Genomic DNA, 26,832 nt, shown 5'->3' with positions numbered 1-26,832 from the left:
TTTGCCAAAGAATAGCGAAAATTAATCGTTAAGATATAAGAAGCTTTAAATCTTGTACTTACACAGAAAGGTTGGGAGTTATGGAAGGGAAAATTTTAATCGTTGATGATCAATATGGCATTCGTGTGTTATTACATGAAGTGTTCCAAAAAGAAGGTTATCAGACATTCCAAGCAGCAAATGGATTTCAAGCTTTAGATATCGTGAAAAAAGATAATCCAGATTTAGTAGTGTTAGATATGAAAATTCCAGGTATGGATGGTATAGAGATTTTAAAACATGTAAAGGAAATTGATGAGAGTATTAAAGTAATTTTAATGACTGCTTATGGAGAGCTTGATATGATCCAAGAAGCAAAAGATTTAGGAGCTTTAATGCACTTTGCTAAACCGTTTGATATTGATGAAATTCGTCAAGCAGTAAGAGATCAGCTTGCTGTAGAGGCGTAAAAAATGAATTTTTTATAAAAAATATGGAAAAAAGCGTTTACATGGACTATTGAGCAGGTGAATACGGTTGAGTTTTTGAGTACAAGTTGTTATCCTATTGAGTGTAGAAAAAAGTCCGGTATGTAAATATACATATTTTACCTTATTCTGGTCATACTACCAGCGATAAGAACTTATCGGATACAAAAAACGTTTTTTAGGAGGATTCACCATGCCTTTAGTTTCTATGAAAGAAATGCTAAACACAGCACTAGAAGGAAAATACGCAGTTGGTCAATTCAACATGAACAACTTAGAGTGGACTCAAGCTATCTTAGCTGCTGCGGAAGAAGAAAAATCTCCTGTAATCCTAGGTGTATCTGAGGGTGCAGCTCGTCATATGACTGGTTTCAAAACAGTTGTAGCTATGGTTAAAGCTTTAATCGAAGAAATGAACATCACTGTTCCTGTAGCGATTCACCTTGACCATGGTTCAAGCTTCGAAAAATGTAAAGAAGCAATCGATGCAGGTTTCACATCTGTAATGATCGACGCTTCTCACCACCCATTCGAAGAAAACGTTGAAACTACTAAAAAAGTAGTAGAATACGCACACGCTCGTAACGTATCTGTTGAAGCTGAGCTTGGAACAGTTGGCGGACAAGAAGACGACATCATCGCTGAAGGCGTAATTTACGCTGACCCAGCAGAGTGTAAGCACCTTGTTGAAGCAACAGGTATCGATTGCCTAGCTCCAGCTTTAGGTTCTGTACACGGTCCTTACAAAGGTGAGCCTAACTTAGGATTCGCTGAAATGGAACAAGTTCGTGACTTCACTGGCGTACCTTTAGTATTACACGGTGGTACTGGTATCCCAACTGCTGATATCGTAAAAGCTATCTCTTTAGGTACTTCAAAAATTAACGTAAACACTGAGAACCAAATCGAGTTTACAAAAGCTGTTCGTGAAGTATTAAGCAAAGACCAAGAAGTTTACGATCCTCGTAAATTTATTGGACCTGGCCGCGACGCTATTAAAGCAACTGTTGCTGGTAAAATGCGTGAATTCGGTTCTAACGGTAAAGCGTAAGAATAAAATTCCGTTTTGGAAACCGTCTAGTCTTTTAGACGGTTTCCTTTCGTTGTATAATGAAAGCGTGAACAAGTCTAAAGATTTTTATCATTTTGTTTTTGAAGTAGAAAATAATGTGCATAGTCCTATTAAATAAATGTGATAACGTATCTAAATTGATAAAGTAAATTCGATGAATAGTTAATCTTTATCTAGTCGTACTACAGGAGAAATGAAGATAATGGTTTCCTATTTATTGAGTGTTAGGGTGGAAAGAGTGATTGAGATTCTTAAGGGGAGCTTTCTATAAAGATATAGAAAGTAAGTACATTCACAAGAAGGGAGCTCAATATGGAAAAATTGCTAATTGAAGGCGGAAGAGCTTTAAATGGAACAATTCGAGTGAGTGGTGCAAAGAACAGCGCCGTTGCACTAATTCCAGCGACAATTTTAGCAGATACTCCAGTAACTATTGGTGGTGTCCCTAATATTTCGGACGTGAAAATGTTAGGAGACTTGCTAGAGGAAATTGGAGGAAGGGTAACTTATGGACAGGAGGAAGAGATGGTAGTCGATCCTTCTAACATGGTTGCAATGCCTTTACCAAATGGAAAAGTGAAAAAATTGCGTGCTTCTTATTATTTAATGGGTGCGATGCTTGGCCGTTTTAAAAAAGCTGTTATTGGGCTTCCAGGTGGATGCCATTTAGGACCGAGGCCGATTGATCAGCATATTAAAGGATTTGAAGCGTTAGGTGCACATGTTACGAATGAACAGGGTGCGATTTATTTAAGAGCAGATGAATTGCGTGGTGCACGTATTTATTTAGATGTTGTTAGTGTAGGAGCTACGATTAATATTATGCTGGCAGCTGTGCGAGCGAAGGGTAGAACTGTTATTGAAAATGCAGCGAAAGAACCAGAGATTATTGATGTAGCTACATTGTTAACAAGCATGGGTGCACGTATTAAAGGTGCTGGCACAGATGTAATCCGGATTGATGGTGTGGATTCACTGCACGGTTGTCATCACACGATCATTCCGGATCGTATTGAAGCGGGTACGTATATGATTTTAGGAGCTGCATCAGGAGGAGAAGTAACGGTTGATAATGTTATTCCTCAACATTTAGAGTCAGTTACAGCGAAGTTAAGAGAAGCTGGTGTCCAAGTTGAAACGAACGATGACCAAATTACAGTGAACGGTAATAGAAGGTTAAAAGTAGTTGATATAAAAACGCTTGTATATCCAGGATTCCCAACAGATTTACAACAACCATTTACGACACTTTTAACAAAGGCACACGGAACAGGTGTTGTAACGGATACGATTTACGGCGCACGCTTTAAACACATTGATGAGTTACGTCGTATGAATGCACAAATTAAAGTAGAAGGTCGTTCGGCAATTGTAACTGGTCCTGTTTTATTGCAAGGTGCAAAAGTGAAAGCGAGTGATTTGCGAGCTGGAGCGGCCCTTGTTATTGCAGGATTAATGGCGGATGGAATTACAGAAGTAACCGGACTTGAGCATATTGATCGAGGGTATGAAAATATAGTAGACAAGCTTAAAGGTCTTGGCGCAAACATTTGGCGAGAACAAATGACAAGTCAAGAAATTGAAGAGATGAAGAACGCATAAGTGATACTTCCGCAAGGGGGAAGCGAAGCATCACTACTTGCGGAAGTATACTTTGTAGAGAAACACGGTTCACAAAATACGGCAGAATATATAAAGACTTAAAGGAGAGGGATTATCGTGGAAAGAAGTTTATCTATGGAGTTAGTACGTGTAACAGAGGCTGCAGCATTATCATCAGCGCGTTGGATGGGGCGCGGGAAAAAGGATGAGGCAGACGGTGCAGCAACATCAGCTATGCGTGACGTATTTGATACAATCCCGATGAAAGGTACAGTTGTCATTGGTGAAGGTGAGATGGACGAAGCACCAATGTTGTATATCGGAGAGAAATTAGGTACGGGATATGGACCACGTGTAGACGTTGCAGTTGATCCTTTAGAAGGGACAAACATTGTAGCAGCTGGTGGATGGAATGCTCTTGCTGTTATTGCAATTGCAGATCATGGTAATTTGTTACATGCTCCTGACATGTACATGGATAAAATCGCGGTTGGCCCAGAAGCGGTTGGGGCGGTCGATATTGATGCGCCTATTATCGATAACTTACGTGCGGTTGCGAAAGCGAAAAATAAAGATATTGAAGATGTTGTAGCGACAGTTTTAAATCGTCCACGTCATCAAGCGATTATCGAAGAAATTCGTAAAGCTGGAGCTCGTATTAAATTAATTAACGATGGAGATGTGGCTGGAGCAATTAATACTGCATTCGATCGTACAGGTGTAGACATTTTATTCGGCTCTGGTGGAGCACCTGAGGGTGTATTAGCAGCAGTTGCATTAAAATGCTTAGGTGGAGAAATCCACGGAAAGCTTCTGCCTCAAAATGAAGCTGAATTAGCTCGTTGTAAAAAAATGGGCATTGAAGATATAAATCGTATCCTTCGCATGGAAGACTTAGTAAAAGGTGACGATGCAATCTTTGCAGCAACAGGCGTAACAGACGGAGAACTATTACGCGGCGTTCAATTTAAAGGCAGCGTAGGAACAACTCAATCCCTTGTTATGCGTGCAAAATCAGGCACAGTACGCTTCGTAGACGGACGTCATAGCTTGAATAAAAAACCGAACTTGGTTATTAAATAAAAAGCGTAAGCAGCTCGTTCAGAATGGGAGGGGGATGGAGCTTCTGACGTAGAGGCGCTTTTTGCCTCGCAGGAAGAAGTGAAGCCACCGACCATTCTAGCTGCTGGAGCTGGATTAAATAAAAAGTGCAAGCGGCTCGTTCAGAATCGCAGGGCATTGGAACTCTCGACCTTGAAGCGCTTTTTGCTTCGAGCGAGAGAGTGAAATGACCGGAGATTCTAGCCGCTGGAACTGGATTAAATAAAAAGCGTAAGCAGCTCGTTCAGAATCGCAGGGCATTGGAGCTCTCGGCCATTCTGGCTACTGGAACTAGGTTAAATAAAAGCGAAGACAAATTTTCTTGTCTTCGCTTCTTGTATTTGTGTTTCAACGTATTGATTAAAACTAGATAAAAGGGTTACAATAGTGAATATTACCCTACTTGAACTTATTGCCTTTCATTATTAATTATTTGCCTTCCGTATTTTTTCCCTTTACCCATGTGAAAAGAGAATAACGTTAAAGTGTGGTGTCTGAATGAATTTGTCAATTGCAGCATTAGAAAACATGAAATTAAAAGAGTTATACGAGCTTGCGAAAGAATTTAAGATTTCGTATTATAGCAAATTAACGAAAAAAGAGTTAATCTTCGCTATCCTAAAAGCTCGAGCAGAAAAAGAAGGTTTCTTCTTCATGGAAGGCGTATTAGAAATTATTCAATCAGAAGGATTTGGATTCCTACGTCCTATCAACTATTCTCCAAGCTCAGAAGATATTTATATCTCAGCTTCGCAAATTCGTCGTTTCGATTTACGTAATGGAGACAAGGTTTCTGGTAAAGTACGACCTCCGAAAGAAAATGAACGCTATTTTGGATTATTACAAGTTGAAGCTGTAAACGGAGATGATCCAGAGTCAGCAAAAGAGCGTGTGCATTTCCCTGCATTAACACCATTATACCCAGATCGCCAAATGAAATTGGAAACGGAACCGAAAAAGTTACCGACACGCATCATGGATTTAATCGCACCAGTTGGATTTGGACAACGTGGTTTAATTGTCGCGCCTCCAAAGGCTGGTAAAACTAGTCTATTAAAAGAAATCGCACACAGTGTTACAACAAATCATCCGGAAGCTGAATTAATTGTACTTTTAATTGATGAGCGTCCAGAGGAAGTAACAGACATTGAACGTTCTGTTAAGGGTGATGTTGTAAGCTCTACTTTTGATGAAGTACCAGAAAATCATATTAAAGTAGCGGAACTTGTGTTAGAACGTGCAATGCGTCTTGTAGAGCACAAAAAAGATGTTATCATTTTAATGGATAGTATTACCCGTTTAGCGCGAGCTTACAACCTTGTTATTCCGCCAAGTGGTAGAACATTATCGGGTGGTATCGACCCAGCTGCCTTCCATAGACCGAAGCGTTTCTTTGGAGCTGCACGTAATATTGAAGAAGGCGGTAGCTTAACGATTTTAGCAACAGCGCTGGTTGATACAGGATCTCGTATGGACGATGTAATTTACGAAGAATTTAAAGGAACTGGAAATATGGAACTTCATTTAGATCGTTCATTAGCTGAGCGTCGTATCTTCCCGGCAATTGATATTCGCCGTTCTGGTACACGTAAAGAAGATCTATTAATTCCGAAAGAACATTTAGACAAGCTATGGGGTATTCGCAAAACAATGCGCGATACACCAGACTTTGTTGAAGGTTTCTTACGTAAACTTCGTCAAACAAAGACAAATGAAGAATTTTTACAAAACATTGTTGCAGATTCGAAACGATATGTAACAACTAAGTAAAGGGAAAAGATTGGGACTCGCTTATTTCGTAGTAAGCGAGTTTTTTATGTTTTTTAAGGGAATATTAGAGAGAGCAATATATGGAAAAAATTTTGTTTTTTGAGATAAAAATCATATTTGGGTCGAGAGCTTGAAGTGTTCTGCGATTCTGAGCGAGCCGCCTTCACTGCAAGGTGGTGATCCAGCTCCAGCGGCTAGAATGGTCGGTGGCTTCGCGTCTTCCTACGAGGCAAAAAGCGCCTCTTTGTCAGAAGCTCCATCCTCCTCCCATTCTGAGCGAGCCGCTTGCGCTTTAAATTATATCCAGCTCCAGCGGCTAGAATCTCCGGTCATTTCACTCTCTCACTCGAAGCAAAAAGCGCTTCAAGGTCGAGAGTTCCAATGTCCTGCGATTCTAAACGAGCCGCTTTTGCTTTTAAATTCAAAAAGACAAAAACAGGTAGTTGCAAAATGGAGTTAGCCTTGTTATAATTTCATCATATGTGTTTCATCAATATAGTTGTGTAAGCAGCTGAAGATGAAAAACTCTGTTTCGAAAATGATTCAGGGCGGAAGGAGATGAAAAGAATGAAAGCAGGAATCCATCCAAATTACAATAAAGTTGTATTTATGGACACGAACACAGGCTTCAAATTCTTAAGCGGGTCTACTAAAGGCTCTAGCGAAACTGTTGAGTGGGAAGATGGTAACACTTATCCATTACTAAAAATTGAGATCAGTTCTGATTCTCACCCATTCTACACTGGACGTCAGAAGTTTGCTACTGCAGACGGACGTGTTGACCGCTTCAATAAGAAGTACGGTATCAAGTAATAAAGAACATAAAACAGGCAAGTGTATGTATTCGCTTGTCTGTTTTTTTTGCAAAAATATTAAACCTTTACCCTACTTTGGATTAGGAAAGTAGATGAAAGGAGAGCTCAATGTACTTAATGAATCAAAATGGTTGGATTGAAGTGATTTGCGGGAGTATGTTTTCTGGGAAATCAGAAGAGCTCATCCGCCGTATACGCCGTACGCAATTTGCGAAGCAACATGCGATTGTATTTAAACCGTGTATTGATAATCGTTATAGTGAAGAAGATGTTGTATCACATAATGGATTAAAGGTTAAAGCAGTTCCTGTTTCAGCGTCAAAAGATATATTTAGCCATGTAACAGAAGAAATGGATGTTATTGCAATCGATGAGGTACAATTTTTTGATGGGGACATTGTGGAAGTGGTGCAAGTATTGGCAAATCGTGGCTATCGTGTCATTGTAGCTGGATTAGACCAAGATTTCCGTGGTCTACCATTTGGACAAGTTCCTCAGCTGATGGCGATTGCTGAACATGTAACTAAATTGCAGGCAGTTTGTTCTGCATGTGGATCTCCTGCAAGTCGTACGCAACGTTTAATCGATGGAGAACCAGCGGCATTTGATGATCCGATTATTTTAGTTGGGGCTTCAGAATCGTATGAACCACGTTGTCGTCATTGTCATGCAGTACCTACAAAACAAAGATAAATGAAACTCGCTATGTAGAGCGGGTTTTTTTCAAAATAGATGAAGATTGGTGGTCGGCTCTTCGTACAGCTAAGAACGTTAGGCAGTCAGAGCTGAGCGAGCCACCTCCACTTTTAAATATAATTTGCGTTTTTTTTATTAAGTACCATATACTATTTGTATTAGATACTAGGATGTAGAGGTGAATGGTGTGTTAGATCGTTTGCAAGCTGTAGAAGATCGTTATGAGAAGTTAAATGAATTGTTAAGTGACCCAGAGGTTATTAGTGATACGAATAAGCTTCGTGAGTATTCAAAAGAACAATCTGATATGCAGGAAACGGTAGAGGTGTACCGTGAGTATAAAGATGTTCGTGAGCAATTAAGAGATGCAAAAGCAATGTTAGAAGATAAGTTAGACGCTGATATGCGTGAAATGGTAAAAGAAGAGGTTTCTGAATTAGAAGGACAAGATAAAGAATTGTCAGAGCGTCTGAAAATTTTACTTGTTCCAAAAGACCCTAATGATGATAAAAACGTTATCGTTGAGGTTCGTGGTGCTGCTGGTGGTGATGAGGCAGCTTTATTTGCTGGTGATTTATATCGTATGTATAGCCGTTATGCTGAGGTACAAGGTTGGAGAACTGAAATTATCGAAGCGAGCTATACAGAGTTAGGTGGATATAAAGAGATTATCTTTATGATTAACGGTAAAGGTGCGTTCGCGAAGCTAAAATTCGAGAATGGTGCTCACCGTGTACAACGTGTTCCTGAAACGGAATCTGGTGGACGTATTCATACATCTACAGCAACTGTAGCTGTATTACCAGAGGCAGAAGAAGTAGAGATTAGTATTCATGAAAAAGATGTTCGTGTAGATACGTTTGCTTCTAGTGGTCCTGGTGGACAAAGTGTTAATACAACGATGTCAGCGGTACGTTTAACGCATTTACCGACTGGTGTAGTTGTATCGTGTCAGGATGAGAAATCACAAATTAAGAATAAAGAAAAAGCGATGAAAGTATTACGCGCACGTGTTTATGATAAGTTTAGACAAGAAGCACAAGCTGAGTATGATCAAAACCGTAAACAAGCTGTTGGTACGGGTGATCGTTCAGAGCGTATTCGTACGTATAATTTCCCGCAAAACCGTGTTACAGACCATCGAATCGGTTTAACGATTCAAAAGCTAGATCAAATCTTACAAGGTAAGTTAGATGATTTCATCAATGCCTTAGTGATGGAAGATCAGGCTCAAAAGATGGAGGCAGCTGAGTAATGCGTGTCTATGAAGCCCTGAAATGGGCTTCTTCTTTTTTACAGGAAAATGGACGAGATGAAAATGCGGGAGAAATTGTCCTTTGTCATGTATTAAAGACGAACAGAACCGGAATGCTCATGAATATGCGTGAAGAAATAACTGTGGAACAAGAAACAAGTTTTACGGAGTTTATTCACAAGCATGTAGAAGGTATTCCTATTCAATATATGATTGGTTATGAAATGTTTTATGGACGGTCATTCTTTGTGAATGAAGAAGTATTAATACCAAGACCGGAAACAGAAGAGCTCATAGTGGGAGTGTTAGAAAGAATCGAGCGTCATTTTGGTGATGAGAAACTGCATGTGGCGGATATCGGTACAGGTAGTGGTGCGATTTCTATTACGCTTGCTTTAGAAAATAAAAATCTTCATGTGTATACGGTAGATATTGCACAAGAGTCGATTGAAGTTGCAAAAGAAAATGCAAAAACTTTGGGCGCAGAAGTAACGTTCTATCACGGTGATTTATTATCGCCATTTCATGAAACAGGTCAAAAGCTAGATGTTGTTGTTTCAAATCCTCCATATATACCGGAAGAGGATTGGCGTGGCCTTTCTCCTGTGGTGAAAGAGCATGAGCCAAAGAGAGCCCTTGTTGGTGGTGAGGACGGATTAGATTTCTATCGCCGTTTTATGGAAGAGTTGCCGAATGTGTTGCAGAAGAAAGCAATTGTGGCATTTGAAATTGGAGTAGGACAAGGTGAGGACGTAAAAGAGCTGTTACAACAAGCTTTTCCTCATGCTCATGTTCAGATTGTTTTTGATATTAACGGAAAAGATCGTATGGTATTTGCAGAGATGGAGTAAGGTTCACACCTTACTCTATTTTTTTGTGGAAAAATTTATATAGATTTTGAATTTAATAGTTTAGAAAGATGAAAGTCTGTCCACACTGTTTGTAGAAGGGACGGTGGAGGAAATGAAAAAACAAGTTATTGCTTATCTTCTTCTATTATTAATTGGTGCACAGTTGCTTGTGCAGTTTGGATATATGAAAGCTGATGCGAAAGGGCCTTCAGTTATTCCGAAAGAGGCCGTTCGATTACGAATTTTAGCAAATAGTGATTCAGATAAAGATCAGGCGTTAAAGCGTAAAGTGCGTGATGAAGTAAAAGCACAAATTGATGGATGGGTAGCGGATTTAACTTCATTTGAAGAGGCACGTAAAGTCATTCAAAGTCATATTCCAGAAATCGAAAAAACGGTGGCAAATACGTTGAAAAAAGAAGGAAGTAAAGATTCATTTCAAGTGAAATTCAGTAAGAATGTAAAGTTTCCTACAAAGGTATATGGGAATTTTATTTACCCAGCAGGGGAATATGAGGCGGTATTGATTACAATCGGGGAAGGTGAAGGGGCAAACTGGTGGTGTGTATTATTTCCGCCGATGTGTTTCTTAGATTTTTCAAGTGGTACAGCTGTAAGGAAAGAAGAACATGTTGTGAAGGCTGAATCTCCTGAAGAAGGAGAAGTTAAGAAACAAGATGAGGAAGTAGTGGATGTACGAGAGAAGAAAGAGGATAAAGTGAAAGAAACGAAAGTTGTAAAGCAGGAAGTTGCAAAAAAGGTAACAGCTTCTGAAAAGAAAGTAGTAAAAAATGAAACGAAAGTAGAGGAACAACCTGTAAGTAAAGAAGAAACAAAAACTGTGGAAAAAGTGGAGAAACCTGTGGAACAAAAGCAAGAAAAACAAAATGAGTATGTAAAAGTAGAGGAGGAAGAAGAAAAGCCAGAAGTGAAGTTATTTATTGTAGAAGCTTTTACATCTTTATTCTCTAAATAGTACTATTAGTAAATCCCTTCTCATATATAAAAAAGAGGAGGGATTTACTATGAAGAAAGTATATTTTGCAACGAAAGCAGATGTGGAAAGATTGCATTCTTTTTTCGGACAAGCTAATAAAAAAGATGATAAAATAAATGAGTTGTACGCGCAATTTATGATTTTGGAAGAGGCGGAAGAAATACGGGCTGTTATCGGATATGAACAAAGTGAAGAACACGCATTGATTCGTTCTTGTTTATTCACACCTAATGTGGATAAACAGACTTTCTTATATTTTTTTGAAATGTTTTTGCAGTATATGAAAGAAAAAAATATTCGACAATTGTACTTACTAACAAATCATCCACAATCTATAACAATCTTTCAGTTTTTCGACTTTGTTACTATAGAGAAAGAAAACGTACCAGAGGGAATTCGACAGTTAGAACACTTTTGTAAAAATATAAAAGAGCCAAATGCAATAATACTAAATTGTCAGCTATTCACAAAGTTATCCACGGATTAATTAGGTTTATCCACATTTTGTGGATAAACCTTGTTTGTCTTTTGGATAAATCTCATAGTAAACTAAAAATAGACAAGTATTTCAGGGTAGAAAAGGACGTGTAAAAAAATGCATACAAATATGTGGGTTGTGGATAATGTTGTGGAAAGAAATAAATATTATCCACAGTTACAAGAAGCAGCAAAATTATTAAGGGAAAACGAGGCGATTGCCTTCCCTACAGAAACGGTATATGGACTAGGCGCCAACGCGATGAATGATGAAGCAATCGCGAAAATTTTTGAAGCGAAAGGAAGACCGAGTGATAATCCACTGATTGTCCACATCGGTACAAAGTCACAGTTGGACGGGATTGTGAAAGAAATCCCGCCAGTTGCAGAGAAGTTAATGGAACATTTTTGGCCAGGTCCGTTAACAATTATTTTACCTAGAAAAGAAGGAATTTCAGAGAAGGTGACGGCAGGACTTAATACGGTTGGAGTAAGAATGCCTGATCATCCAGTAGCGCTTGCTCTTATTGAAGAGGCAAATGTACCTGTTGCAGCACCGAGTGCGAATCGTTCTGGTCGTCCAAGTCCGACGTTAGCGTCTCACGTATATGAAGATTTAAATGAGAAAATCGCAGGTATTGTAGATGGTGGGGCGACTGGAGTAGGTGTTGAATCGACTGTAATTGATTGTACGAGCGATGTTCCAACAATATTACGCCCAGGTGGGATTACGAAAGAACAATTGGAAGCGGTGATTGGTACTGTTTCTTTAGATCCGGCTTTAAAGGATGAGAAGGAAAAACCGAAATCACCTGGAATGAAATATACACATTATGCACCGAAAGCGCCACTGAGTATTGTGGAAGGTTCACGTGAATTTATTCAACGCCTTGTGGATGAGAAGAAAGAAGAAGGGTTCAAAGTAGGTGTATTAACGACAGAAGAGTATCAGCATGTATACAACGCAGATGTTGTATTGTCTTGTGGTGTTCGAAGCGATTTAGCAAGCGTTGCGACTAAATTATATGATGTACTTAGAACGTTTGATGCAAGTGAAGTGGATGTTATTTTTAGTGAATCATTCCCGAATGAAGGAATAGGGAATGCTATTATGAATCGCTTAACGAAAGCGGCAGGGCATCAAATTATTACTGAATAATAAGGTACGATTAGCAAACAGAATATTTCTCCTCGGATAAGCATATTTTGAAGTAGCACGTCCGAGGAGGGACATGAATGACGTTTGAACAGCTACTACCTTTAACAATAATGGCATTCGCCTTAGGGATGGATGCGTTCTCGGTGAGTCTTGGTATGGGAATGATGACCTTAAAGGGAAGACAAATCCTGTATATCGGTATGACGATAGGGATATTTCATATTATCATGCCATTTATAGGGATGGTATTAGGTCGTTTTTTATCAGAGCAGTATGGAGATATTGCACATTTTGCAGGTGCTATTTTATTAATTGGACTAGGATTTTATATTGTATATTCCTCTATTTTGGAGAATGAAGAGACTAGAACGGCCCCTATTGGAATTAGTTTGTTCGTATTTGCATTTGGTGTTAGTATAGATAGTTTTTCAGTAGGCCTTAGTCTTGGTATTTACGGGGCGCAGACACTTATTACGATATTACTTTTTGGATTTGTTAGTATGTTATTAGCGTGGCTTGGTTTATTAATTGGTAGGCATGCGAAAGACATGCTCGGCACATATGGCGAGATAGTAGGCGGTATCATTTTGGTTGGATTTGGATTATATCTCCTTTTTCCTATATAATTTTAAGGAGGAGGGCGTTATGAACAAGCTATTGGAGTGGTATATTCGATTTGTCACTTTCTTTCCTAGATGGTTGCGACTGCTTGTTATTTGGGGTATTATTTTGCAAATTTCAATTTTAGGTTGGATGAATTTAATTCGCGAATGGTAAGATAGCTCCTTTCTGTGCATAGTTTTATTTGTACTATACTGATTGCGCTAAAAAATTACACATATAGAAAGGATGAGATGAATGACGAGATTGAAACAAGTTTTTGGTATCATTATTAGTTTTTTTGTTTTTTGGTTTAGTATGCTCGGTGTACAAATGTTTGCTGAGTTTTTAGATATTGAGTCATTGAAGTTTGTTGCGGGAAAAACGGAGGCGGCGCGTGCCTTTTATTCTCCGTATCCGTTTATAATCGTTTTTCTTATTACATTGCTTTCCCTATATTTCTTAGTAATTAAGCTTGGGAAACCGAAAAAAGAGAAAGTACCTACTTTAGAGGAGCAGAAGGAAGAAATATAAGGGGGAGACTATGTCTAACATTTCTTTAGCAGAAGCTGTAAAATTAAAAAGCGTGTTATCGAAAAGAATACATGAATTAGAAGAAGAGATGAACCAAATTGGATTTGTTGAAATTGAAAAAGGTGATACACTTCCGAAACAGACGCGTACATTGATACAAGTTGAACAAGAGTTAGATGAAGTTCGCGCTGACTTTCGTCTTTTAGATAAATTGATGTACGAAGCAAATATTCAAAATGAAGTTAACTTCAATGGAGAAAACGTAACGATTGTTGAGGCGATAGAGCTTGCAACACAACTACGTGCAAAAGCTCGAAAGTGCAAAGAGTTTGGCGTGAGTAAGAAAGAAGAACATGTATATTCTTACGGTGAAACATCATCTCTTTTAAAAGTAGCAATGTTTGATCCTGAAGTATATCGTGTAAAAGGTTTAGAGTTAGAGAGACAAGCTAATAGATTGTCCAATTTAATTAATGCGAAAAACTACGCGATTGAACTAGACTTCGATGGTGAAAAATACTTTTAAACCTTGAAGTGGTGAGACTCTGCTTCAAGGCATAGAAGAAGACCGCTTTTGTAAAAATGAGATTATGTGATGGCAAAGGGTACAACCAATCATCCAATAACCGATCACACTGTTACTTTTTACCGATGACCAATGATGGTAAAAGAGGTCGATGACCAAAATTGAAAAATTATTTTTCTTCTTCTATGAAAAGGCTGTACCAAATTAATTTGGTACAGCCTTTTATATTTTACAGGTATTCTATTTTGAGCGAACCACTTCCACTTTTATGTTGATATCCAGCTCCAGCGGCTAGAATCTCCGGTCATTTCGCTCTCTCGCATGAAGCAAAAAGCGCTTCAAGGTCGAGAGCTCCAATACCCTGCGATTCTGAACGAGCCGCCTCCACTTTTAGATATATCCAGTTCCAGCGGCTAGAATGGTCGGTGGCTTCGCGTCTTCCTACGAGGCAAAAAGCGCCTCTTTGTCAGAAGCTCCATCCCCCTCCCATTCTGAACGAGCCGCTTCCACTTTTAGATAGGCCTCACCAATTCAAATTGTTCTCCTAGTTTTGCGTAGTTGTGTCCTGCTAGACGGCTTACTGGTTTTAGTCCTTCAGCGTGAATGCGACCTTTTTCGTATAGGTGTTCTGCGACGTGGAAACGAACGACGCGTCCGATTAGTAGGTCACAAGCTGGTGAGTCTTCTGTTCCGCCAAGAGGGATTGCGCGTTCTAATACGCACTCCATTCGAATGTTTGCTTCTTTTACACCTGGAACAGAGATGACGTCACTTTCAATTGGTGTTAGTTTTGCTAGTTCAATTTCACTCTCATTTGGCGGAAGATTAGCTGCTGTTTCGTTAATTGCTTCTACGTAAGATTCATCAGAAATATGTACGACAAACTCACCTTTTTCAATTGCGTTTCGGGAAGTGTCCTTTCTTTCTCCTGCTTTCCGTTGCACAGAAACTGAAATAAGTGGTGGGTTGGCAGCGACGATATTGAAATAACTATACGGTGCTCCGTTTAATACGCCTTCTTTTGTTACAGAAGTAACGAATGCGACAGGACGTGGAATGATACTTCCCGTTAATAATTTGTAATTCTCTTTTTCTGTTTGTTCATTTGGATTAATGGATAACATGTGTAAAATCCCCTTTCTAAATATGACGACTTATTGTTTGTTTACAAGATGTTAGTGGAAAACTCCTGCTGGAAATAATATTTTTATTGCATAAAAAGAACTTACTTCAATTGTAATGAAGTAAGTTCCGTTTGAATAATCTCGAAACTGAGATAAATATTACAGTAAAACGTATGCGCCAGGTCCGATTAAAGCTACACCGATCGCAACAGCGATTAACATTAAATTGTATTCATATCCGTTTTGTGTCACCCAGTAACCATTTTTTCCGTGAACAGTGAAGATTGCCATTAACATTGTTCCAACGATAAATAATGAACCAACTGCAGTGAAAATACCTGATGCGAATAAGAAGCCACCTAATAATTCAGTTGCGCCAGCCATAAATGCCATGAATACACCAGGGCGTAAACCGATTGATTCCATCCAGCCGCCTGTTCCTTTTAAACCGTAACCGCCGAACCAACCAAATAATTTTTGAGCACCATGACCCATGAATGTAATACCTATAATAAGACGAATAATAAGAAGACCGAAATCCATCATTTTTAAAAACCTCCTAAAAGTTATTAACTTACCTTATGTAAGTAATGATAAAATAGTTACTTACTTTAGTCAAGTGGATTTCGAAAAAAGTTTGAAAATAATTTTACAAATTAGCGACAAAAAACAAAATGTAGTAAAGACCTCTAGACAAGTTGGATAAAAAAAGAGAAAATATAAGTAGAAGTTAACTTCTTATTGTTATTCAGACAATCAGAATTGACTGGAATTTTGTGAGGCGCTACAATAAGAGTCTAGTAGTAATGACGTAATTTATTTCGAAAGCGTTTTTACAGTATAATATTCGAAGTATGAGGTCTTACGTTTATTTCGATCTTTAATAGAGATTGCCCTATAAACTTTTAGGTAAATTATAAGGAGGACTATCCTATGTTTAAAAAATTATTCGGTCTTGGTTCAAAAACAAATGAAGAAACAATCGTAGCTCCATTAACTGGAGCAGTGAAAAATATTGAAGAAGTACCAGATCCAGTATTCGCTGGTCGTATGATGGGTGACGGTGTTGCAATCGATCCTACTGAAGGTGTAGTTGTATCTCCAGTTGATGGTGAAATCGTACAATTATTCCACACGAAACATGCAATTGGAATTAAAGCGAAAAACGGTACAGAAATTTTAATCCACGTTGGATTAGAAACTGTAAAAATGGAAGGCGAAGGTTTCGAAGCTCACGTTTCTGAAGGACAAGCTGTAAAAGCTGGAGATAAATTAATCTCATTCGACTTAGAATTAATCCGTGAAAAAGCGAAAAGCACAATTACTCCAATTGTTATCACAAATACAGATGCAGCTGAGTCTATTAAGACAACTGTAGGTGTAACTGCTACAAAAGGTTCAACAGAAGTAATGAAAGTTACAATGAAATAATTATTGCATGAAAGGAATCCGTTTCGTATGAAATGGATTCCTTATTTTGTTTTGTAGTCTGTTCCTTATGTATGTTAAAATACTTTGGGCACTTGGAAATAGGGTTTCACATATATGTGGATAAGGCGCATTTTTCTTAGAAAAAATATAAGAGAAATGCGCCTTTCGTATATTCACATTTCTTTTGTTCTATTCTTATGTACGCTATGATAAAGGAAGCAGAGAAAAGGGGTGGGGTTAGATGAAACGAGTATTATTTGTTTGCACTGGAAATACATGCCGTAGCCCGATGGCTGAGGCGTTACTTCGTCATCATGGAGAAGGTAAGTTTGAAGTGCAATCTGCTGGCGTCTTCGCCTATCCTGGTAGTGATGCGTCGATATATGCAAAGGAAGCTTTAGCTGAAAAGGGAATTGCAATCAATCATGCTTCACAGCAGGTAAATGAAACTTTGATTGATTGGGCAGATATTGTAGTAACGATGACGGAAAATCATAAGCAAATTGTACTTGGTCATTATCCGAGTGTTGAAAAGAAAGTAGATACATTATATGGAGTAACCGAGGGGATAAGTAAGGATATTTCAGATCCATTCGGCGGATCACTTTCTATTTATAAGGAAACGTTAGAAGAGATGGAAAAACTTGTACAAACTTTACTGAAAAAACATTCAGAGGGTTGATGTTTCGTGTATAATACGATATTGGAGATCACTTCGTTCCGTTAAGGTAACGAGTGAGAAATGAAGATAATTGATTGAAACTTTGGAGGGGTAAAAATGAAAGTAGTAGTAGCATCTGATCACGGCGGTATGAATATCCGTAAAGAACTTGTAAGTTTATTAGAAGAGTTAAATATTGAATATATTGATTTAGGTTGTGAATGTGAAGCTGGTTCTGTTGATTACCCTGATTTTGCGTTTCCAGCAGCGGAAATGGTAGCGAATGGCGAAGTAGATCGTGGTATTTTGGTTTGTGGGACAGGCATCGGTATGTCAATTGCAGCGAACAAAGTAAATGGTATTCGTTGTGCATTAGTTCATGATACTTTCAGTGCGAAAGCAACGAGAGAGCATAATGATACGAACATGCTAGCAATGGGCGAGCGTGTAATTGGTGCAGGCCTAGCGCGTGACATCGCAAAAATTTGGTTAACAACTGACTATGAAGGTGGTCGTCACGAAAACCGCGTAGGAAAAATTAAAACATACGAAACAAAGTAATAGATTCTAACTAGAAGCAGTATGAAATATAATTTGGTGAACCAACCTGTGAAAGGAAGAGGCGTAATGACAGAAATCGTAAAGGTAAGAGAACAGTTACAAATGTCGCTTTCTGATTTCCAAGAACAAGCTTCATTACAAAGTGGTCAAATTTTTGTAGTGGGGTGTAGCACGAGCGAAGTGCTAGGAGAGAGAATTGGAACATCAGGAACGATGGAAGTAGCAGAGGCGATTTTTTCTGAGTTAAAACAATTTCAAGAACAAACGGGTATGGAGTTGGCATTTCAATGTTGTGAGCATTTAAACCGTGCTTTAGTAGTTGAGAGAGAGTTGGCGATGAAATATCAATTTGAAATTGTAACAGTTACGCCTGTTAGATCAGCAGGTGGTGCATTAGCAACATATGCGTATCACAATTTGAAAGATCCGGTAGTAATTGAGTTTATTAAAGCAGATGCAGGAATGGATATTGGTGATACATTTATCGGTATGCATTTAAAGCATGTAGCTGTTCCTGTTCGTACAGGTGTGAAGGAAATTGGAAGTGCACATGTAACGATGGCAACAACACGTGGGAAACTAATTGGTGGAGCACGTGCTGTTTATGCGGTGAAGGAAGAGACTATTACTTGCCGTTAGACATGAAAAATTATAAAGTCGCATAATAGCTTTATATCGAAAGATAAAAGGTATGTAGTCTGACTTTATAATAGAAGAAAGAAAAGACCGATTTTCGGTCTTTTTTTTCTTTTATGATATAGAAAGTCATGTTAGAATGTAGTTGAAAACATGAAGGTTCGAAAGAATTACAACCTGAATTTTCGTTTTTTCTGAATAAATGAGAAAAAACTATTGGGAATCGATGTAATTCGTTCAGAAAAGGGGGATTTTGGTGGATCATTTAAAACGTCAAGATGAAAAGGTATTTGCTGCAATTGAGGCAGAACTAGGAAGACAGCGTTCAAAGATTGAGTTAATTGCTTCGGAAAACTTCGTAAGTGAAGCAGTAATGGAGGCGCAAGGTTCTGTTTTAACGAATAAGTATGCTGAGGGATATCCTGGAAAACGTTACTATGGTGGCTGTGAGCACGTAGACGTAGTGGAAGATATCGCACGTGATCGCGCGAAAGAAATTTTTGGCGCAGAGCATGTAAATGTTCAACCGCATTCTGGTGCACAAGCGAACATGGCAGTATACTTCACGATTTTAGAGCAAGGCGATACAGTACTTGGTATGAATTTATCTCATGGTGGTCACTTAACACACGGAAGCCCTGTTAACTTCAGTGGAGTACAATATAATTTCGTAGAATATGGCGTGGATGCTGAGTCTCACCGTATTAATTACGATGATGTATTAGCAAAAGCGAAAGAAAATAAACCAAAATTAATCGTTGCAGGTGCAAGTGCATATCCTCGTGTTATCGATTTCAAACGATTCCGTGAGATTGCAGATGAAGTGGGTGCATACTTTATGGTTGATATGGCACATATCGCTGGTTTAGTAGCTGCTGGTTTACATCCAAACCCAGTACCACATGCACATTTCGTTACAACGACAACACATAAAACATTACGTGGTCCACGTGGTGGTATGATTTTATGTGAAGAGCAATTTGCAAAACAAATTGATAAATCAATCTTCCCTGGTATTCAAGGTGGTCCACTTATGCACGTAATCGCTGCAAAAGCTGTTGCATTTGGTGAGACACTACAAGATGATTTTAAAACATATGCACAAAATATCATTAATAATGCGAACCGCTTAGCTGAAGGTCTTCAAAAAGAAGGACTTACACTTGTTTCTGGAGGAACAGACAATCACTTAATCCTGATTGATGTTCGTAACTTAGAAATCACAGGTAAGGTAGCAGAGCACGTATTAGATGAAGTTGGTATTACAGTGAACAAAAATACAATTCCATTTGAAACAGCAAGCCCATTTGTAACAAGCGGTGTACGTATCGGTACGGCAGCTGTAACATCACGTGGTTTCGGTTTAGAAGAAATGGATGAAATTGCGTCACTTATTGCTTACACATTAAAAAATCATGAAAATGAAGCTGCATTAGAAGAAGCACGTAAGCGTGTAGAAGCGTTAACGAGCAAATTCCCAATGTACACAGATCTATAATAGATGAAAGAAGACTGCTGAGACGTAATTGTTTTGGCAGTCTTTTTTTGGACATATATTGGTCTTTAAGTATGTATACAAATGATGAATAAATTTTGGCGATATAATGAAGGATACAGCTCCCATAATTGGTAAAGATACTAGATAGATTCATCATAAAATTATGATTTTGCCAAATTTGTCCTTGAATATTAGTAACGTTTTCTTTACAATCGTAAATAGTGTAAAAAAGCGTGCAAACGCATGAATATCATCTAAAGGAGAGATTCACATGGGAAAACTGTATGTATTTGATCACCCGTTAATTCAACATAAGATTACATATATTCGCGATAAGAATACAGGTACGAAAGATTTTCGTGAGTTAGTGGACGAAGTAGCAAGTTTAATGGCCTTCGAAATTACTCGCGACCTTCCACTTAAAGACATTGAAATTGAAACGCCTGTAAGCAAAGCGACAACAAAAGTGATCGCTGGTAAAAAACTTGGTTTAATTCCGATTTTACGTGCAGGTTTAGGAATGGTTGATGGAATTCTGAAATTAATTCCAGCAGCAAAAGTAGGACACGTTGGTTTATACCGCGACCCTAAAACATTGCAACCGGTAGAATACTATGTGAAACTTCCAACGGATGTAGAAGAGCGTGACTTTATCGTACTAGATCCGATGCTAGCAACAGGTGGTTCTGCAGCTGAAGCAATTAACTCTCTGAAAAAGCGCGGTGCAAAGCAAATTAAATTAATGTGTATCGTTGCAGCTCCAGAAGGCGTAAAAGTAGTACAAGAAGAACATCCGGATGTTGATATTTATGTAGCGGCATTAGATGAGAAATTAAATGACCACGGATATGTAGTACCAGGTCTTGGTGATGCTGGTGACCGTTTATTCGGAACGAAGTAAGACAACTGACGAGAGGGGATTCCCTCTCGTTTTTTTGTACCTTGATTAAGTAGGGGAGGGGGATAAATATACATAGTATATACAACATAAGTTGCATGCGCATCACATATAATATAGAAGTCTTACGTCTAAGGAGCACTATATTATGGAAGGAAAGCGTTATATCGTAAAAATATAATAGTGACAAACTTGTGAACATTTCCTTCTATTATAAAGAGAAAACTGTTAGAAATTGCATATCTCTAACCAGTATTTAGAAGGGGAACGTTTTCATTTTTGGGAGGAAATGACTAATACTCAAATTTTTTGATTTTTTACGATTTCTCGTTGACACTGTTAATACCCTATTGTATGCTAACAACGGGGATAGATGGTAGGGCTTTCAGTGACAAAAATACATCTATTCAGTGACGAAAATGTAAACTTTTTATTTTGTATAGGATTTATGCAAAAAAATGAGTTATTATTAACACATCGTGAATGAGGGTTACATATTGGAGGGATGAATCCTTGCAAAAAAACGATCGCAGCCATATAAAAGCTTATGCTTTAATGTCAGGTATTCTTGCTCAGTTAGTCGGTTCTATTCTTATTGGAATCTTTGGTGGGCAGTGGATTGATAATAAGGTTGGAACGTTTCCATTGTTTCTTATTATAGGGTTATTACTCGGATTAGGAACTGGGGTATACGCAATGATTCGACTCATTCGACATTACTATTCGGGAGAGCAATGATGATAGACGTACATGGACTTGTCCAAAGACAAAAGAAATATATGTACTACTTGCTTGCGCTTCTAGTGCTAGGATGGGGATTCACCTCTTACAAGGATGTATTTCTTGGACTGATTATCGGAACGATTTTCAGTTTTCTTAGTTTGCGCATCATTGCACGTAGAACAGACAAGCTGTTGGATCGCGTAACAAATGGAGAAAACGTGAAGTTTAAGGCGACAGCGGTAAGTACATATTCAAGATTCGCCACGATTGGGTTATTAATTTTATTTGCAGCCAAATATCAAGAGTTAATTGCGATGTGGGGCTTAGGTGTGGGATTGCTGACAGGATACCTTGTCATGATCATAGATTTTCTTTATTTAGAGTATAAGAGCAGGGAAGAGAGGTGAATTACTAGTGGAACACGGTAAATTAGTTAAATTTCTAGGTTTAACGTTCGATTTGTCATCAGTTATGATGGTTACTGTAGCAGCAGTTATAGTTTTCTTAATCGCTGTTATCGGAACTCGCAGTTTAGCCCTTCGCCCAACCGGGATGCAAAACTTCATGGAATGGGTGTTTGACTTCGTGAAAGGGATTATCAATAGTACGATGGACTGGAAAACAGGTGGACGTTTCTTAACGCTTGGCGTTACGCTTATCATGTTTATCATCGTATCGAACTTCCTTGGTTTACCATTCATGTATTCAACAGTTGAGGCTGGCGAACATATTGCATGGTGGAGATCACCAACGTCTGATCCAGCAGTTACATTAACATTAGCCGTGATGGTAGTTACCCTCACCCATTATTATGGAATTAAGATGAAGGGTACGAAAGAATACGTAAAAGGTTATTTCCAACCTATGAAATTCTTATTCCCATTAAAGGTTATTGAGGAGTTTGCTAACACATTAACGTTAGGTCTTCGTTTATTCGGTAACATTTATGCAGGTGAGATCTTATTAGGATTACTTGCTAAGTTAGGCGGGGCATCATTCCTTGGAGCATTAGGTGCGCTTGTACCAATGTTAGCATGGATGGGATTCAGCGTATTCGTTGGGTCAATCCAGTCATTTATTTTCGTTATGTTAACGATGGTTTATATGGCTCATAAAGTAAGCCATGACCATTAATATAATTTAAGTAAGAAAAAATTTATTTTTTTATAATACAAAGGAGGACAAATTAAATGAGTTTAGGTGTAATCGCAGCTGCAATTGCAATTGGTTTATCAGCATTAGGTGCAGGTATTGGTAACGGTCTTATCGTATCACGTACAATCGAAGGTGTTGCTCGTCAACCAGAATTAAAAGGCGCACTTCAAACAATTATGTTCATCGGGGTTGCTTTAGTTGAGGCACTTCCAATCATCGGTGTAGTTATTGCATTCATCGTAATGAACAAATAAGGGAGACTCCCCTTACATAGATGGCGAAGAGTGTTTTTCCGAACTTTCTTCGCCATTGCTTTATGGATGAAACGTATGTCTTTTTTTTTCATATGATCAATTTAGATATTTTGAAGGGAGTGAATCCTTGTGCCAACTTTATTATTAGGGGCTGCCATTCCATTTGGAACGATTGCTTATACATTGTTCATTTTCTTACTTCTATTAGTAATGCTACGCAAATTTGCGTGGGGTCCTTTAATGGGAATTATGAAAGAACGTGAAGAGCATGTTACTAATGAAATCGACGCTGCAGAAAGAAGTAACGCTGAAGCGAAGAAATTAGTAGAAGAACAACGTGAAATGTTAAAACAATCGCGTGTTGAAGCACAAGAGTTAATCGAAAGAGCGAAAAAACAAGCTGTAGATCAAAAAGATGTTATTGTTGCTGCTGCGAAAGAAGAAGCAGAATCAATTAAAGCATCTGCTGTACAAGAAATTCAACGCGAAAAAGAGCAAGCGATTGCTGCTTTACAAGAACAAGTGGCTTCTTTATCTGTTCAAATTGCTTCTAAAGTAATTGAAAAAGAGTTAAAAGAAGAAGATCAAGTTAAGTTAATTCGCGATTATATTAAAGAAGTAGGAGAAGCGCGATGAGCAATGGGATTGTAGCAAAACGTTATGCTGTCGCTCTTTTTAAAATTGCAAAAGAAAAACACGTATTAGAAATGTTTGAAGAGGAATTACGCCTTGTACAAAACGTTTATGTAAAGAACGGAGAACTACATAGCTTTTTAACGCAACCGAACATTTCAAAGGAACAAAAGAAAACGTTTCTTGCAAACGTATTCGGGTCTGTTTCTGAATCTATTTTAAATACGTTATATATTTTAATTGATAACAAACGTATTGATATCTTACCTGAAATTGCAGATGAATACGTTGTTCTTGCTAATGAAGAACGTAACGTAGCGGATGCAACTGTATATTCTACTCGTCTTCTATCAGAAGAAGAGAAGCTTAACATTGCAGAAGCATTTGCAAAGAGAACAGGAAAAGATGCAATTCGCGTAAAAAATGTTGTAGATGAAGATTTACTAGGCGGCATTAAAGTACGTATTGGAAATCGCATTTATGACGGAAGCTTACAAGGAAAATTAGCACGTATTCAGCGTGAATTAATGAAGAATAGATAGGGGTGAAGCACATGAGCATCAGAGCTGAGGAAATTAGCGCACTGATAAAGCAACAAATCGAGAACTATCAGTCTGAAATCGAAGTTAGTGATGTTGGTACAGTTATCCAAGTTGGTGACGGTATCGCGCGTGCTCATGGTCTTGATAACGTTATGGCTGGTGAACTTGTAGAGTTCTCTAACGGCGTTATGGGACTAGCACAAAACTTAGAGGAAAACAACGTAGGTATCATTATCTTAGGACCTTACACAGAAATCCGTGAAGGTGACGAAGTTCGTCGTACTGGTCGCATCATGCAAGTACCAGTAGGAAAAGAACTAATCGGTCGTGTTGTAAACCCATTAGGTCAACCAGTTGATGGTTTAGGCCCAATCAATACAACAAACACTCGTCCAATCGAAAGTCCAGCACCAGGTGTAATGGATCGTAAATCTGTTCATGAGCCACTTCAAACAGGTATTAAAGCGATCGATGCTCTTGTACCAATTGGCCGTGGTCAACGTGAGTTAATCATTGGTGACCGTCAAACAGGTAAAACAGCAGTTGCACTTGATACAATCATTAACCAAAAAGATGAAGATATGATTTGTATCTATGTAGCTATCGGACAAAAAGAATCAACTGTACGTAACGTAGTAGAAACACTACGTAAGCACGGTGCATTAGATTACACAATCGTTGTAACTGCATCTGCTTCTCAACCAGCTCCATTATTATACTTAGCTCCTTATGCTGGTGTAACAATGGGTGAAGAGTTCATGTACAATGGTAAACACGTATTAGTAGTATATGATGACTTATCAAAACAAGCAGCGGCTTACCGTGAGCTTTCATTACTATTACGTCGTCCTCCAGGTCGTGAAGCTTATCCAGGGGATGTATTCTACTTACATTCTCGCTTATTAGAGCGTGCAGCAAAATTAAGTGATGCAAGAGGCGGTGGTTCTTTAACTGCACTACCTTTCATCGAAACACAAGCAGGGGACGTATCAGCATACATCCCAACAAACGTAATTTCTATTACGGATGGACAAATCTTCTTACAATCTGACCTATTCTTCTCTGGCGTACGTCCAGCGATCGATGCGGGTACTTCTGTATCTCGTGTAGGTGGATCTGCTCAGATTAAAGCAATGAGTAAAGTATCAGGTACACTTCGTCTTGACCTTGCATCTTACCGTGAGTTAGAAGCGTTCGCTCAGTTCGGTTCTGACCTTGATAAAGCAACTCAAGCGAAACTAAACCGTGGTGCTCGTACTGTTGAGGTATTAAAACAAGGATTACACAAACCGTTACGTGTAGAGAAACAAGTTATCATTCTTTACGCTTTAACACGTGGATTCCTAGATGATATCCCAGTAGCAGATATCACTCGTTTCGAAGAAGAATTACATGCTTGGTTAGATTCTAATGCGACTGACTTATTAGAAGAAATCCGCACAACTAAGAAACTTGCGGATGACGACAAATTTGCAGCAGCTATTAATGGATTTAAAAAAGTATTCGTAGCTTCTGAATAATAAAAGCGGAAGCGGCTCGTCCTGAATGTGAGGGGGATGGAGCTTCTGACGAAGAGGCGGTCTTTGCCTCGTAGGAAGAAGTGAAGCCACCGAACATTCAAGCCGCTGGAGCTAGATAATATATATATAAGGCATCTCAGGCTCTGAGATTGCTGACGGTTATGTAAAGGAAAAGAGTAGGTGCACCTATTCTTTTCCTTCAATCATGAGCAAGAATATCTTGCAACGTAGATTAGGAAGAGAACTCTTACTAATCGTGCCAACTTCCGGAAAAAAGGTGGTGAAAACCTGTGGCATCTTTACGCGATATAAAAGCGAAGATTAACTCGACAAAGAAAACGAGTCAAATTACGAAAGCGATGGAGATGGTATCTGCATCTAAGTTAAACCGTGCAGAGCAAAATGCTAAATCTTTCGTTCCGTATATGGAAAAGATTCAAGAAGTAGTAGCGAGCATTGCGCAAGGAAGTAAAGGAATTAATCATCCGATGCTAAATGCGCGTCCTGTAAAGCGTACAGGGTACATCGTTATTACATCTGATCGCGGACTAGCAGGTGGTTATAACAGTAACGTATTACGTACAGTAAGTAACGTAATTCGTGAACGTCATAATATGGACTCAAACCAATATTCAATTATTGTGCTTGGCCGACTAGGACGTGATTATTTAAAACGTCGCGGCTTTAACATCATTGATGAAGTAGTTGGACTATCTGACCACCCATCATTTACTGATATTAAAGATCTTGCTTCTCGAGCAATTGCGATGTTTGCAGATGGTGCTTATGATGAGCTGTATATTTACTACAACCATTACGTAAGTAAAATTTCACAAGAAGTAACGGAAAATAAAATTTTACCGCTTACTGATGTGGCGTCTGATAAACCGACGACAGCTTATGAATTCGAACCTTCTGAAGAAGAAATTTTAAAAGTACTATTGCCACAATACGCAGAAAGCTTAGTGTACGGTGCATTACTAGACGGTAAAGCAAGTGAACACGCAGCGCGTATGACAGCAATGAAGAGTGCTACAGACAACGCAATGGAAGTTATCGATTCACTTACACTTTCATTCAACCGTGCGCGTCAGGCAGCGATTACGCAAGAAATTACGGAAATCGTTGGTGGAGCAGCAGCGTTAGAGTAGTATAAAAAGTGGAAGCGGCTCGTCCAGAACAGGAAGGCGCGAAATGACCGACTGTTCTAGCCGCTGGAACTAGATTCAATAAAAAGCGTAGGTGGCTTGCTCAGAAGGGGAGGGCATTGGAAC

33 protein-coding genes are annotated in these 26,832 nt (G+C 38.7%); 31 read left to right on the top strand and 2 right to left on the bottom strand.

All coding sequences use genetic code 11. The features are described 5' to 3' along the window. The first annotated feature begins 80 nt into the window (after nt 1–80). The 16 genes from spo0F to FOT98_RS17535 all read left to right on the top strand — a co-directional run bounded on the left by spo0F (nt 81) and on the right by FOT98_RS17535 (nt 13,922). The gene (gene spo0F, locus FOT98_RS17605; RefSeq protein WP_000398592.1) at nt 81–449 is read left to right on the top strand and encodes a sporulation initiation phosphotransferase Spo0F; all 369 of its coding nucleotides are present in this window, start codon (nt 81–83) and stop codon (nt 447–449) included. A 211-nt stretch (nt 450–660) separates the two neighbouring features. Beyond that, the gene (locus FOT98_RS17600) at nt 661–1,518 is read left to right on the top strand and encodes a class II fructose-bisphosphate aldolase (RefSeq protein WP_063262339.1); all 858 of its coding nucleotides are present in this window, start codon (nt 661–663) and stop codon (nt 1,516–1,518) included. A 333-nt stretch (nt 1,519–1,851) separates the two neighbouring features. Beyond that, nucleotides 1,852–3,141, top strand: a complete 1,290-nt coding sequence (gene murA / locus FOT98_RS17595) for a UDP-N-acetylglucosamine 1-carboxyvinyltransferase (RefSeq protein ID WP_000413265.1) — start codon at nt 1,852–1,854, stop codon at nt 3,139–3,141. 117 nt (nt 3,142–3,258) lie between these two features. Beyond that, nucleotides 3,259–4,224 (top strand): class II fructose-bisphosphatase, encoded by a 966-nt coding sequence (gene glpX / locus FOT98_RS17590; RefSeq protein WP_000442336.1) that lies wholly within the window; start codon nt 3,259–3,261, stop codon nt 4,222–4,224. A 516-nt stretch (nt 4,225–4,740) separates the two neighbouring features. Further along, entirely contained in the window at nt 4,741–6,012 is a 1,272-nt protein-coding gene (gene rho, locus FOT98_RS17585; RefSeq protein ID WP_001053898.1) for a transcription termination factor Rho, read from the top strand. 567 nt (nt 6,013–6,579) lie between these two features. After that, nucleotides 6,580–6,825: a type B 50S ribosomal protein L31 gene (locus tag FOT98_RS17580; protein WP_000643447.1), complete on the top strand. Its 246-nt coding sequence runs from the start codon at nt 6,580–6,582 to the stop codon at nt 6,823–6,825. Nucleotides 6,826–6,935: 110 nt separating this feature from the next. Then, nucleotides 6,936–7,520 (top strand): thymidine kinase, encoded by a 585-nt coding sequence (locus FOT98_RS17575; RefSeq protein ID WP_048560276.1) that lies wholly within the window; start codon nt 6,936–6,938, stop codon nt 7,518–7,520. Nucleotides 7,521–7,710: 190 nt separating this feature from the next. After that, nucleotides 7,711–8,778, top strand: a complete 1,068-nt coding sequence (gene prfA, locus FOT98_RS17570) for a peptide chain release factor 1 (protein WP_063262427.1) — start codon at nt 7,711–7,713, stop codon at nt 8,776–8,778. Continuing rightward, complete coding sequence (gene prmC / locus FOT98_RS17565; RefSeq protein WP_063262337.1) at nt 8,778–9,629, top strand: peptide chain release factor N(5)-glutamine methyltransferase; 852 nt, start codon at nt 8,778–8,780, stop codon at nt 9,627–9,629. Before prfA ends, prmC begins: the two co-directional genes overlap by 1 nt. 112 nt (nt 9,630–9,741) lie before the next feature. Beyond that, nucleotides 9,742–10,605, top strand: coding sequence for a stage II sporulation protein R (gene spoIIR, locus FOT98_RS17560; RefSeq protein WP_061680122.1), 864 nt, complete (start codon nt 9,742–9,744; stop codon nt 10,603–10,605). A gap of 49 nt (nt 10,606–10,654) precedes the next feature. Beyond that, nucleotides 10,655–11,113 (top strand): GNAT family N-acetyltransferase, encoded by a 459-nt coding sequence (locus FOT98_RS17555; RefSeq protein WP_000758431.1) that lies wholly within the window; start codon nt 10,655–10,657, stop codon nt 11,111–11,113. A gap of 108 nt (nt 11,114–11,221) precedes the next feature. Beyond that, entirely contained in the window at nt 11,222–12,262 is a 1,041-nt protein-coding gene (locus FOT98_RS17550; protein WP_061680027.1) for an L-threonylcarbamoyladenylate synthase, read from the top strand. A gap of 77 nt (nt 12,263–12,339) precedes the next feature. Continuing rightward, nucleotides 12,340–12,888: a manganese efflux pump MntP gene (locus tag FOT98_RS17545; protein WP_063262336.1), complete on the top strand. Its 549-nt coding sequence runs from the start codon at nt 12,340–12,342 to the stop codon at nt 12,886–12,888. Nucleotides 12,889–12,907: 19 nt separating this feature from the next. Next, nucleotides 12,908–13,039 carry a hypothetical protein gene (locus tag FOT98_RS32960; RefSeq protein WP_258958303.1) on the top strand — a complete coding sequence of 44 codons (132 nt, stop codon included), beginning with the start codon at nt 12,908–12,910 and terminating at the stop codon, nt 13,037–13,039. Nucleotides 13,040–13,120: 81 nt separating this feature from the next. Beyond that, nucleotides 13,121–13,396: a DUF3935 domain-containing protein gene (locus tag FOT98_RS17540; RefSeq protein WP_000197468.1), complete on the top strand. Its 276-nt coding sequence runs from the start codon at nt 13,121–13,123 to the stop codon at nt 13,394–13,396. Between the two features lie 10 nt (nt 13,397–13,406). Next, a complete protein-coding gene (locus FOT98_RS17535) occupies nt 13,407–13,922 on the top strand; it encodes a hypothetical protein (protein ID WP_063262335.1) in 516 nt (171 codons plus the stop codon). A gap of 512 nt (nt 13,923–14,434) precedes the next feature. On the opposite strand, the gene FOT98_RS17530 is transcribed toward FOT98_RS17535, so the two are convergent. Both FOT98_RS17530 and FOT98_RS17525 read right to left on the bottom strand, forming a co-directional pair. Then, nucleotides 14,435–15,046: a flavin reductase family protein gene (locus FOT98_RS17530; protein ID WP_063262334.1), complete on the bottom strand. Its 612-nt coding sequence runs from the start codon at nt 15,044–15,046 to the stop codon at nt 14,435–14,437. A gap of 159 nt (nt 15,047–15,205) precedes the next feature. Continuing rightward, nucleotides 15,206–15,592, bottom strand: a complete 387-nt coding sequence (locus FOT98_RS17525) for a DoxX family protein (protein WP_061680023.1) — start codon at nt 15,590–15,592, stop codon at nt 15,206–15,208. 387 nt (nt 15,593–15,979) lie between these two features. Here FOT98_RS17525 and FOT98_RS17520 point away from each other — a divergent pair, with 387 nt between their 5' ends. The 15 genes from FOT98_RS17520 to atpG all read left to right on the top strand — a co-directional run bounded on the left by FOT98_RS17520 (nt 15,980) and on the right by atpG (nt 26,709). Further along, on the top strand, nt 15,980–16,477 hold the full coding sequence (locus tag FOT98_RS17520; protein WP_000473666.1) for a PTS sugar transporter subunit IIA: 498 nt from the start codon (nt 15,980–15,982) through the stop codon (nt 16,475–16,477). Nucleotides 16,478–16,718: 241 nt separating this feature from the next. Further along, a complete protein-coding gene (locus FOT98_RS17515; protein ID WP_063262333.1) occupies nt 16,719–17,159 on the top strand; it encodes a low molecular weight protein arginine phosphatase in 441 nt (146 codons plus the stop codon). Nucleotides 17,160–17,255: 96 nt separating this feature from the next. Beyond that, the gene (gene rpiB, locus FOT98_RS17510) at nt 17,256–17,699 is read left to right on the top strand and encodes a ribose 5-phosphate isomerase B (RefSeq protein ID WP_000869917.1); all 444 of its coding nucleotides are present in this window, start codon (nt 17,256–17,258) and stop codon (nt 17,697–17,699) included. 21 nt (nt 17,700–17,720) lie between these two features. Then, entirely contained in the window at nt 17,721–18,338 is a 618-nt protein-coding gene (locus FOT98_RS17505) for a TIGR01440 family protein (protein ID WP_144291095.1), read from the top strand. 253 nt (nt 18,339–18,591) lie between these two features. Continuing rightward, the gene (glyA, locus tag FOT98_RS17500; RefSeq protein WP_063262331.1) at nt 18,592–19,833 is read left to right on the top strand and encodes a serine hydroxymethyltransferase; all 1,242 of its coding nucleotides are present in this window, start codon (nt 18,592–18,594) and stop codon (nt 19,831–19,833) included. A gap of 271 nt (nt 19,834–20,104) precedes the next feature. Then, on the top strand, nt 20,105–20,734 hold the full coding sequence (gene upp, locus FOT98_RS17495) for a uracil phosphoribosyltransferase (protein WP_000517539.1): 630 nt from the start codon (nt 20,105–20,107) through the stop codon (nt 20,732–20,734). Between the two features lie 370 nt (nt 20,735–21,104). Continuing rightward, nucleotides 21,105–21,218 carry a DUF4024 domain-containing protein gene (locus FOT98_RS17490; RefSeq protein ID WP_071724806.1) on the top strand — a complete coding sequence of 38 codons (114 nt, stop codon included), beginning with the start codon at nt 21,105–21,107 and terminating at the stop codon, nt 21,216–21,218. 26 nt (nt 21,219–21,244) lie between these two features. Beyond that, nucleotides 21,245–21,469, top strand: a complete 225-nt coding sequence (locus FOT98_RS17485; protein WP_001171219.1) for an AtpZ/AtpI family protein — start codon at nt 21,245–21,247, stop codon at nt 21,467–21,469. Further along, on the top strand, nt 21,469–21,861 hold the full coding sequence (locus FOT98_RS17480; protein WP_000567600.1) for an ATP synthase subunit I: 393 nt from the start codon (nt 21,469–21,471) through the stop codon (nt 21,859–21,861). The genes FOT98_RS17485 and FOT98_RS17480 overlap by 1 nt, the downstream gene beginning before the upstream one ends. A gap of 7 nt (nt 21,862–21,868) precedes the next feature. Continuing rightward, entirely contained in the window at nt 21,869–22,588 is a 720-nt protein-coding gene (atpB, locus tag FOT98_RS17475; RefSeq protein ID WP_048542682.1) for a F0F1 ATP synthase subunit A, read from the top strand. 56 nt (nt 22,589–22,644) lie between these two features. Next, nucleotides 22,645–22,863 carry a F0F1 ATP synthase subunit C gene (gene atpE, locus FOT98_RS17470; RefSeq protein WP_000052064.1) on the top strand — a complete coding sequence of 73 codons (219 nt, stop codon included), beginning with the start codon at nt 22,645–22,647 and terminating at the stop codon, nt 22,861–22,863. A gap of 129 nt (nt 22,864–22,992) precedes the next feature. Continuing rightward, a complete protein-coding gene (gene atpF / locus FOT98_RS17465; protein WP_001142618.1) occupies nt 22,993–23,499 on the top strand; it encodes a F0F1 ATP synthase subunit B in 507 nt (168 codons plus the stop codon). Continuing rightward, nucleotides 23,496–24,038 carry a F0F1 ATP synthase subunit delta gene (gene atpH, locus FOT98_RS17460; RefSeq protein WP_000064683.1) on the top strand — a complete coding sequence of 181 codons (543 nt, stop codon included), beginning with the start codon at nt 23,496–23,498 and terminating at the stop codon, nt 24,036–24,038. The genes atpF and atpH overlap by 4 nt, the downstream gene beginning before the upstream one ends. An 11-nt stretch (nt 24,039–24,049) precedes the next feature. Beyond that, nucleotides 24,050–25,558 carry a F0F1 ATP synthase subunit alpha gene (gene atpA / locus FOT98_RS17455; RefSeq protein WP_000027514.1) on the top strand — a complete coding sequence of 503 codons (1,509 nt, stop codon included), beginning with the start codon at nt 24,050–24,052 and terminating at the stop codon, nt 25,556–25,558. Between the two features lie 290 nt (nt 25,559–25,848). Then, entirely contained in the window at nt 25,849–26,709 is an 861-nt protein-coding gene (gene atpG / locus FOT98_RS17450) for a F0F1 ATP synthase subunit gamma (protein WP_000157696.1), read from the top strand. Nucleotides 26,710–26,832: the final 123 nt, after the last annotated feature.

Origin of the sequence: Bacillus sp. HY001, from assembly GCF_007558965.1 — a bacterium.
In the GTDB taxonomy this organism is placed as follows: domain Bacteria; phylum Bacillota; class Bacilli; order Bacillales; family Bacillaceae_G; genus Bacillus_A; species Bacillus_A mobilis.
Note: the sequence above shows the minus strand (reverse complement) of the source record. Positions and strands in the feature narration are given on the sequence as shown.

Coding starts and splice junctions, on each gene's coding strand:
- spo0F (WP_000398592.1), top strand. CDS start 81: ATGGAAGGGAAAATTTTAATCGTTGATGATCAATATGGCATTCGTGTG.
- FOT98_RS17600 (WP_063262339.1), top strand. CDS start 661: ATGCCTTTAGTTTCTATGAAAGAAATGCTAAACACAGCACTAGAAGGA.
- murA (WP_000413265.1), top strand. CDS start 1,852: ATGGAAAAATTGCTAATTGAAGGCGGAAGAGCTTTAAATGGAACAATT.
- rho (WP_001053898.1), top strand. CDS start 4,741: ATGAATTTGTCAATTGCAGCATTAGAAAACATGAAATTAAAAGAGTTA.
- FOT98_RS17580 (WP_000643447.1), top strand. CDS start 6,580: ATGAAAGCAGGAATCCATCCAAATTACAATAAAGTTGTATTTATGGAC.
- FOT98_RS17575 (WP_048560276.1), top strand. CDS start 6,936: ATGTACTTAATGAATCAAAATGGTTGGATTGAAGTGATTTGCGGGAGT.
- prmC (WP_063262337.1), top strand. CDS start 8,778: ATGCGTGTCTATGAAGCCCTGAAATGGGCTTCTTCTTTTTTACAGGAA.
- spoIIR (WP_061680122.1), top strand. CDS start 9,742: ATGAAAAAACAAGTTATTGCTTATCTTCTTCTATTATTAATTGGTGCA.
- FOT98_RS17555 (WP_000758431.1), top strand. CDS start 10,655: ATGAAGAAAGTATATTTTGCAACGAAAGCAGATGTGGAAAGATTGCAT.
- FOT98_RS17550 (WP_061680027.1), top strand. CDS start 11,222: ATGCATACAAATATGTGGGTTGTGGATAATGTTGTGGAAAGAAATAAA.
- FOT98_RS17545 (WP_063262336.1), top strand. CDS start 12,340: ATGACGTTTGAACAGCTACTACCTTTAACAATAATGGCATTCGCCTTA.
- FOT98_RS32960 (WP_258958303.1), top strand. CDS start 12,908: ATGAACAAGCTATTGGAGTGGTATATTCGATTTGTCACTTTCTTTCCT.
- FOT98_RS17540 (WP_000197468.1), top strand. CDS start 13,121: ATGACGAGATTGAAACAAGTTTTTGGTATCATTATTAGTTTTTTTGTT.
- FOT98_RS17535 (WP_063262335.1), top strand. CDS start 13,407: ATGTCTAACATTTCTTTAGCAGAAGCTGTAAAATTAAAAAGCGTGTTA.
- FOT98_RS17530 (WP_063262334.1), bottom strand. CDS start 15,046: ATGTTATCCATTAATCCAAATGAACAAACAGAAAAAGAGAATTACAAA.
- FOT98_RS17525 (WP_061680023.1), bottom strand. CDS start 15,592: ATGATGGATTTCGGTCTTCTTATTATTCGTCTTATTATAGGTATTACA.
- FOT98_RS17520 (WP_000473666.1), top strand. CDS start 15,980: ATGTTTAAAAAATTATTCGGTCTTGGTTCAAAAACAAATGAAGAAACA.
- FOT98_RS17515 (WP_063262333.1), top strand. CDS start 16,719: ATGAAACGAGTATTATTTGTTTGCACTGGAAATACATGCCGTAGCCCG.
- rpiB (WP_000869917.1), top strand. CDS start 17,256: ATGAAAGTAGTAGTAGCATCTGATCACGGCGGTATGAATATCCGTAAA.
- FOT98_RS17505 (WP_144291095.1), top strand. CDS start 17,721: ATGAAATATAATTTGGTGAACCAACCTGTGAAAGGAAGAGGCGTAATG.
- upp (WP_000517539.1), top strand. CDS start 20,105: ATGGGAAAACTGTATGTATTTGATCACCCGTTAATTCAACATAAGATT.
- FOT98_RS17490 (WP_071724806.1), top strand. CDS start 21,105: ATGGTAGGGCTTTCAGTGACAAAAATACATCTATTCAGTGACGAAAAT.
- FOT98_RS17480 (WP_000567600.1), top strand. CDS start 21,469: ATGATAGACGTACATGGACTTGTCCAAAGACAAAAGAAATATATGTAC.
- atpE (WP_000052064.1), top strand. CDS start 22,645: ATGAGTTTAGGTGTAATCGCAGCTGCAATTGCAATTGGTTTATCAGCA.
- atpH (WP_000064683.1), top strand. CDS start 23,496: ATGAGCAATGGGATTGTAGCAAAACGTTATGCTGTCGCTCTTTTTAAA.
- atpA (WP_000027514.1), top strand. CDS start 24,050: ATGAGCATCAGAGCTGAGGAAATTAGCGCACTGATAAAGCAACAAATC.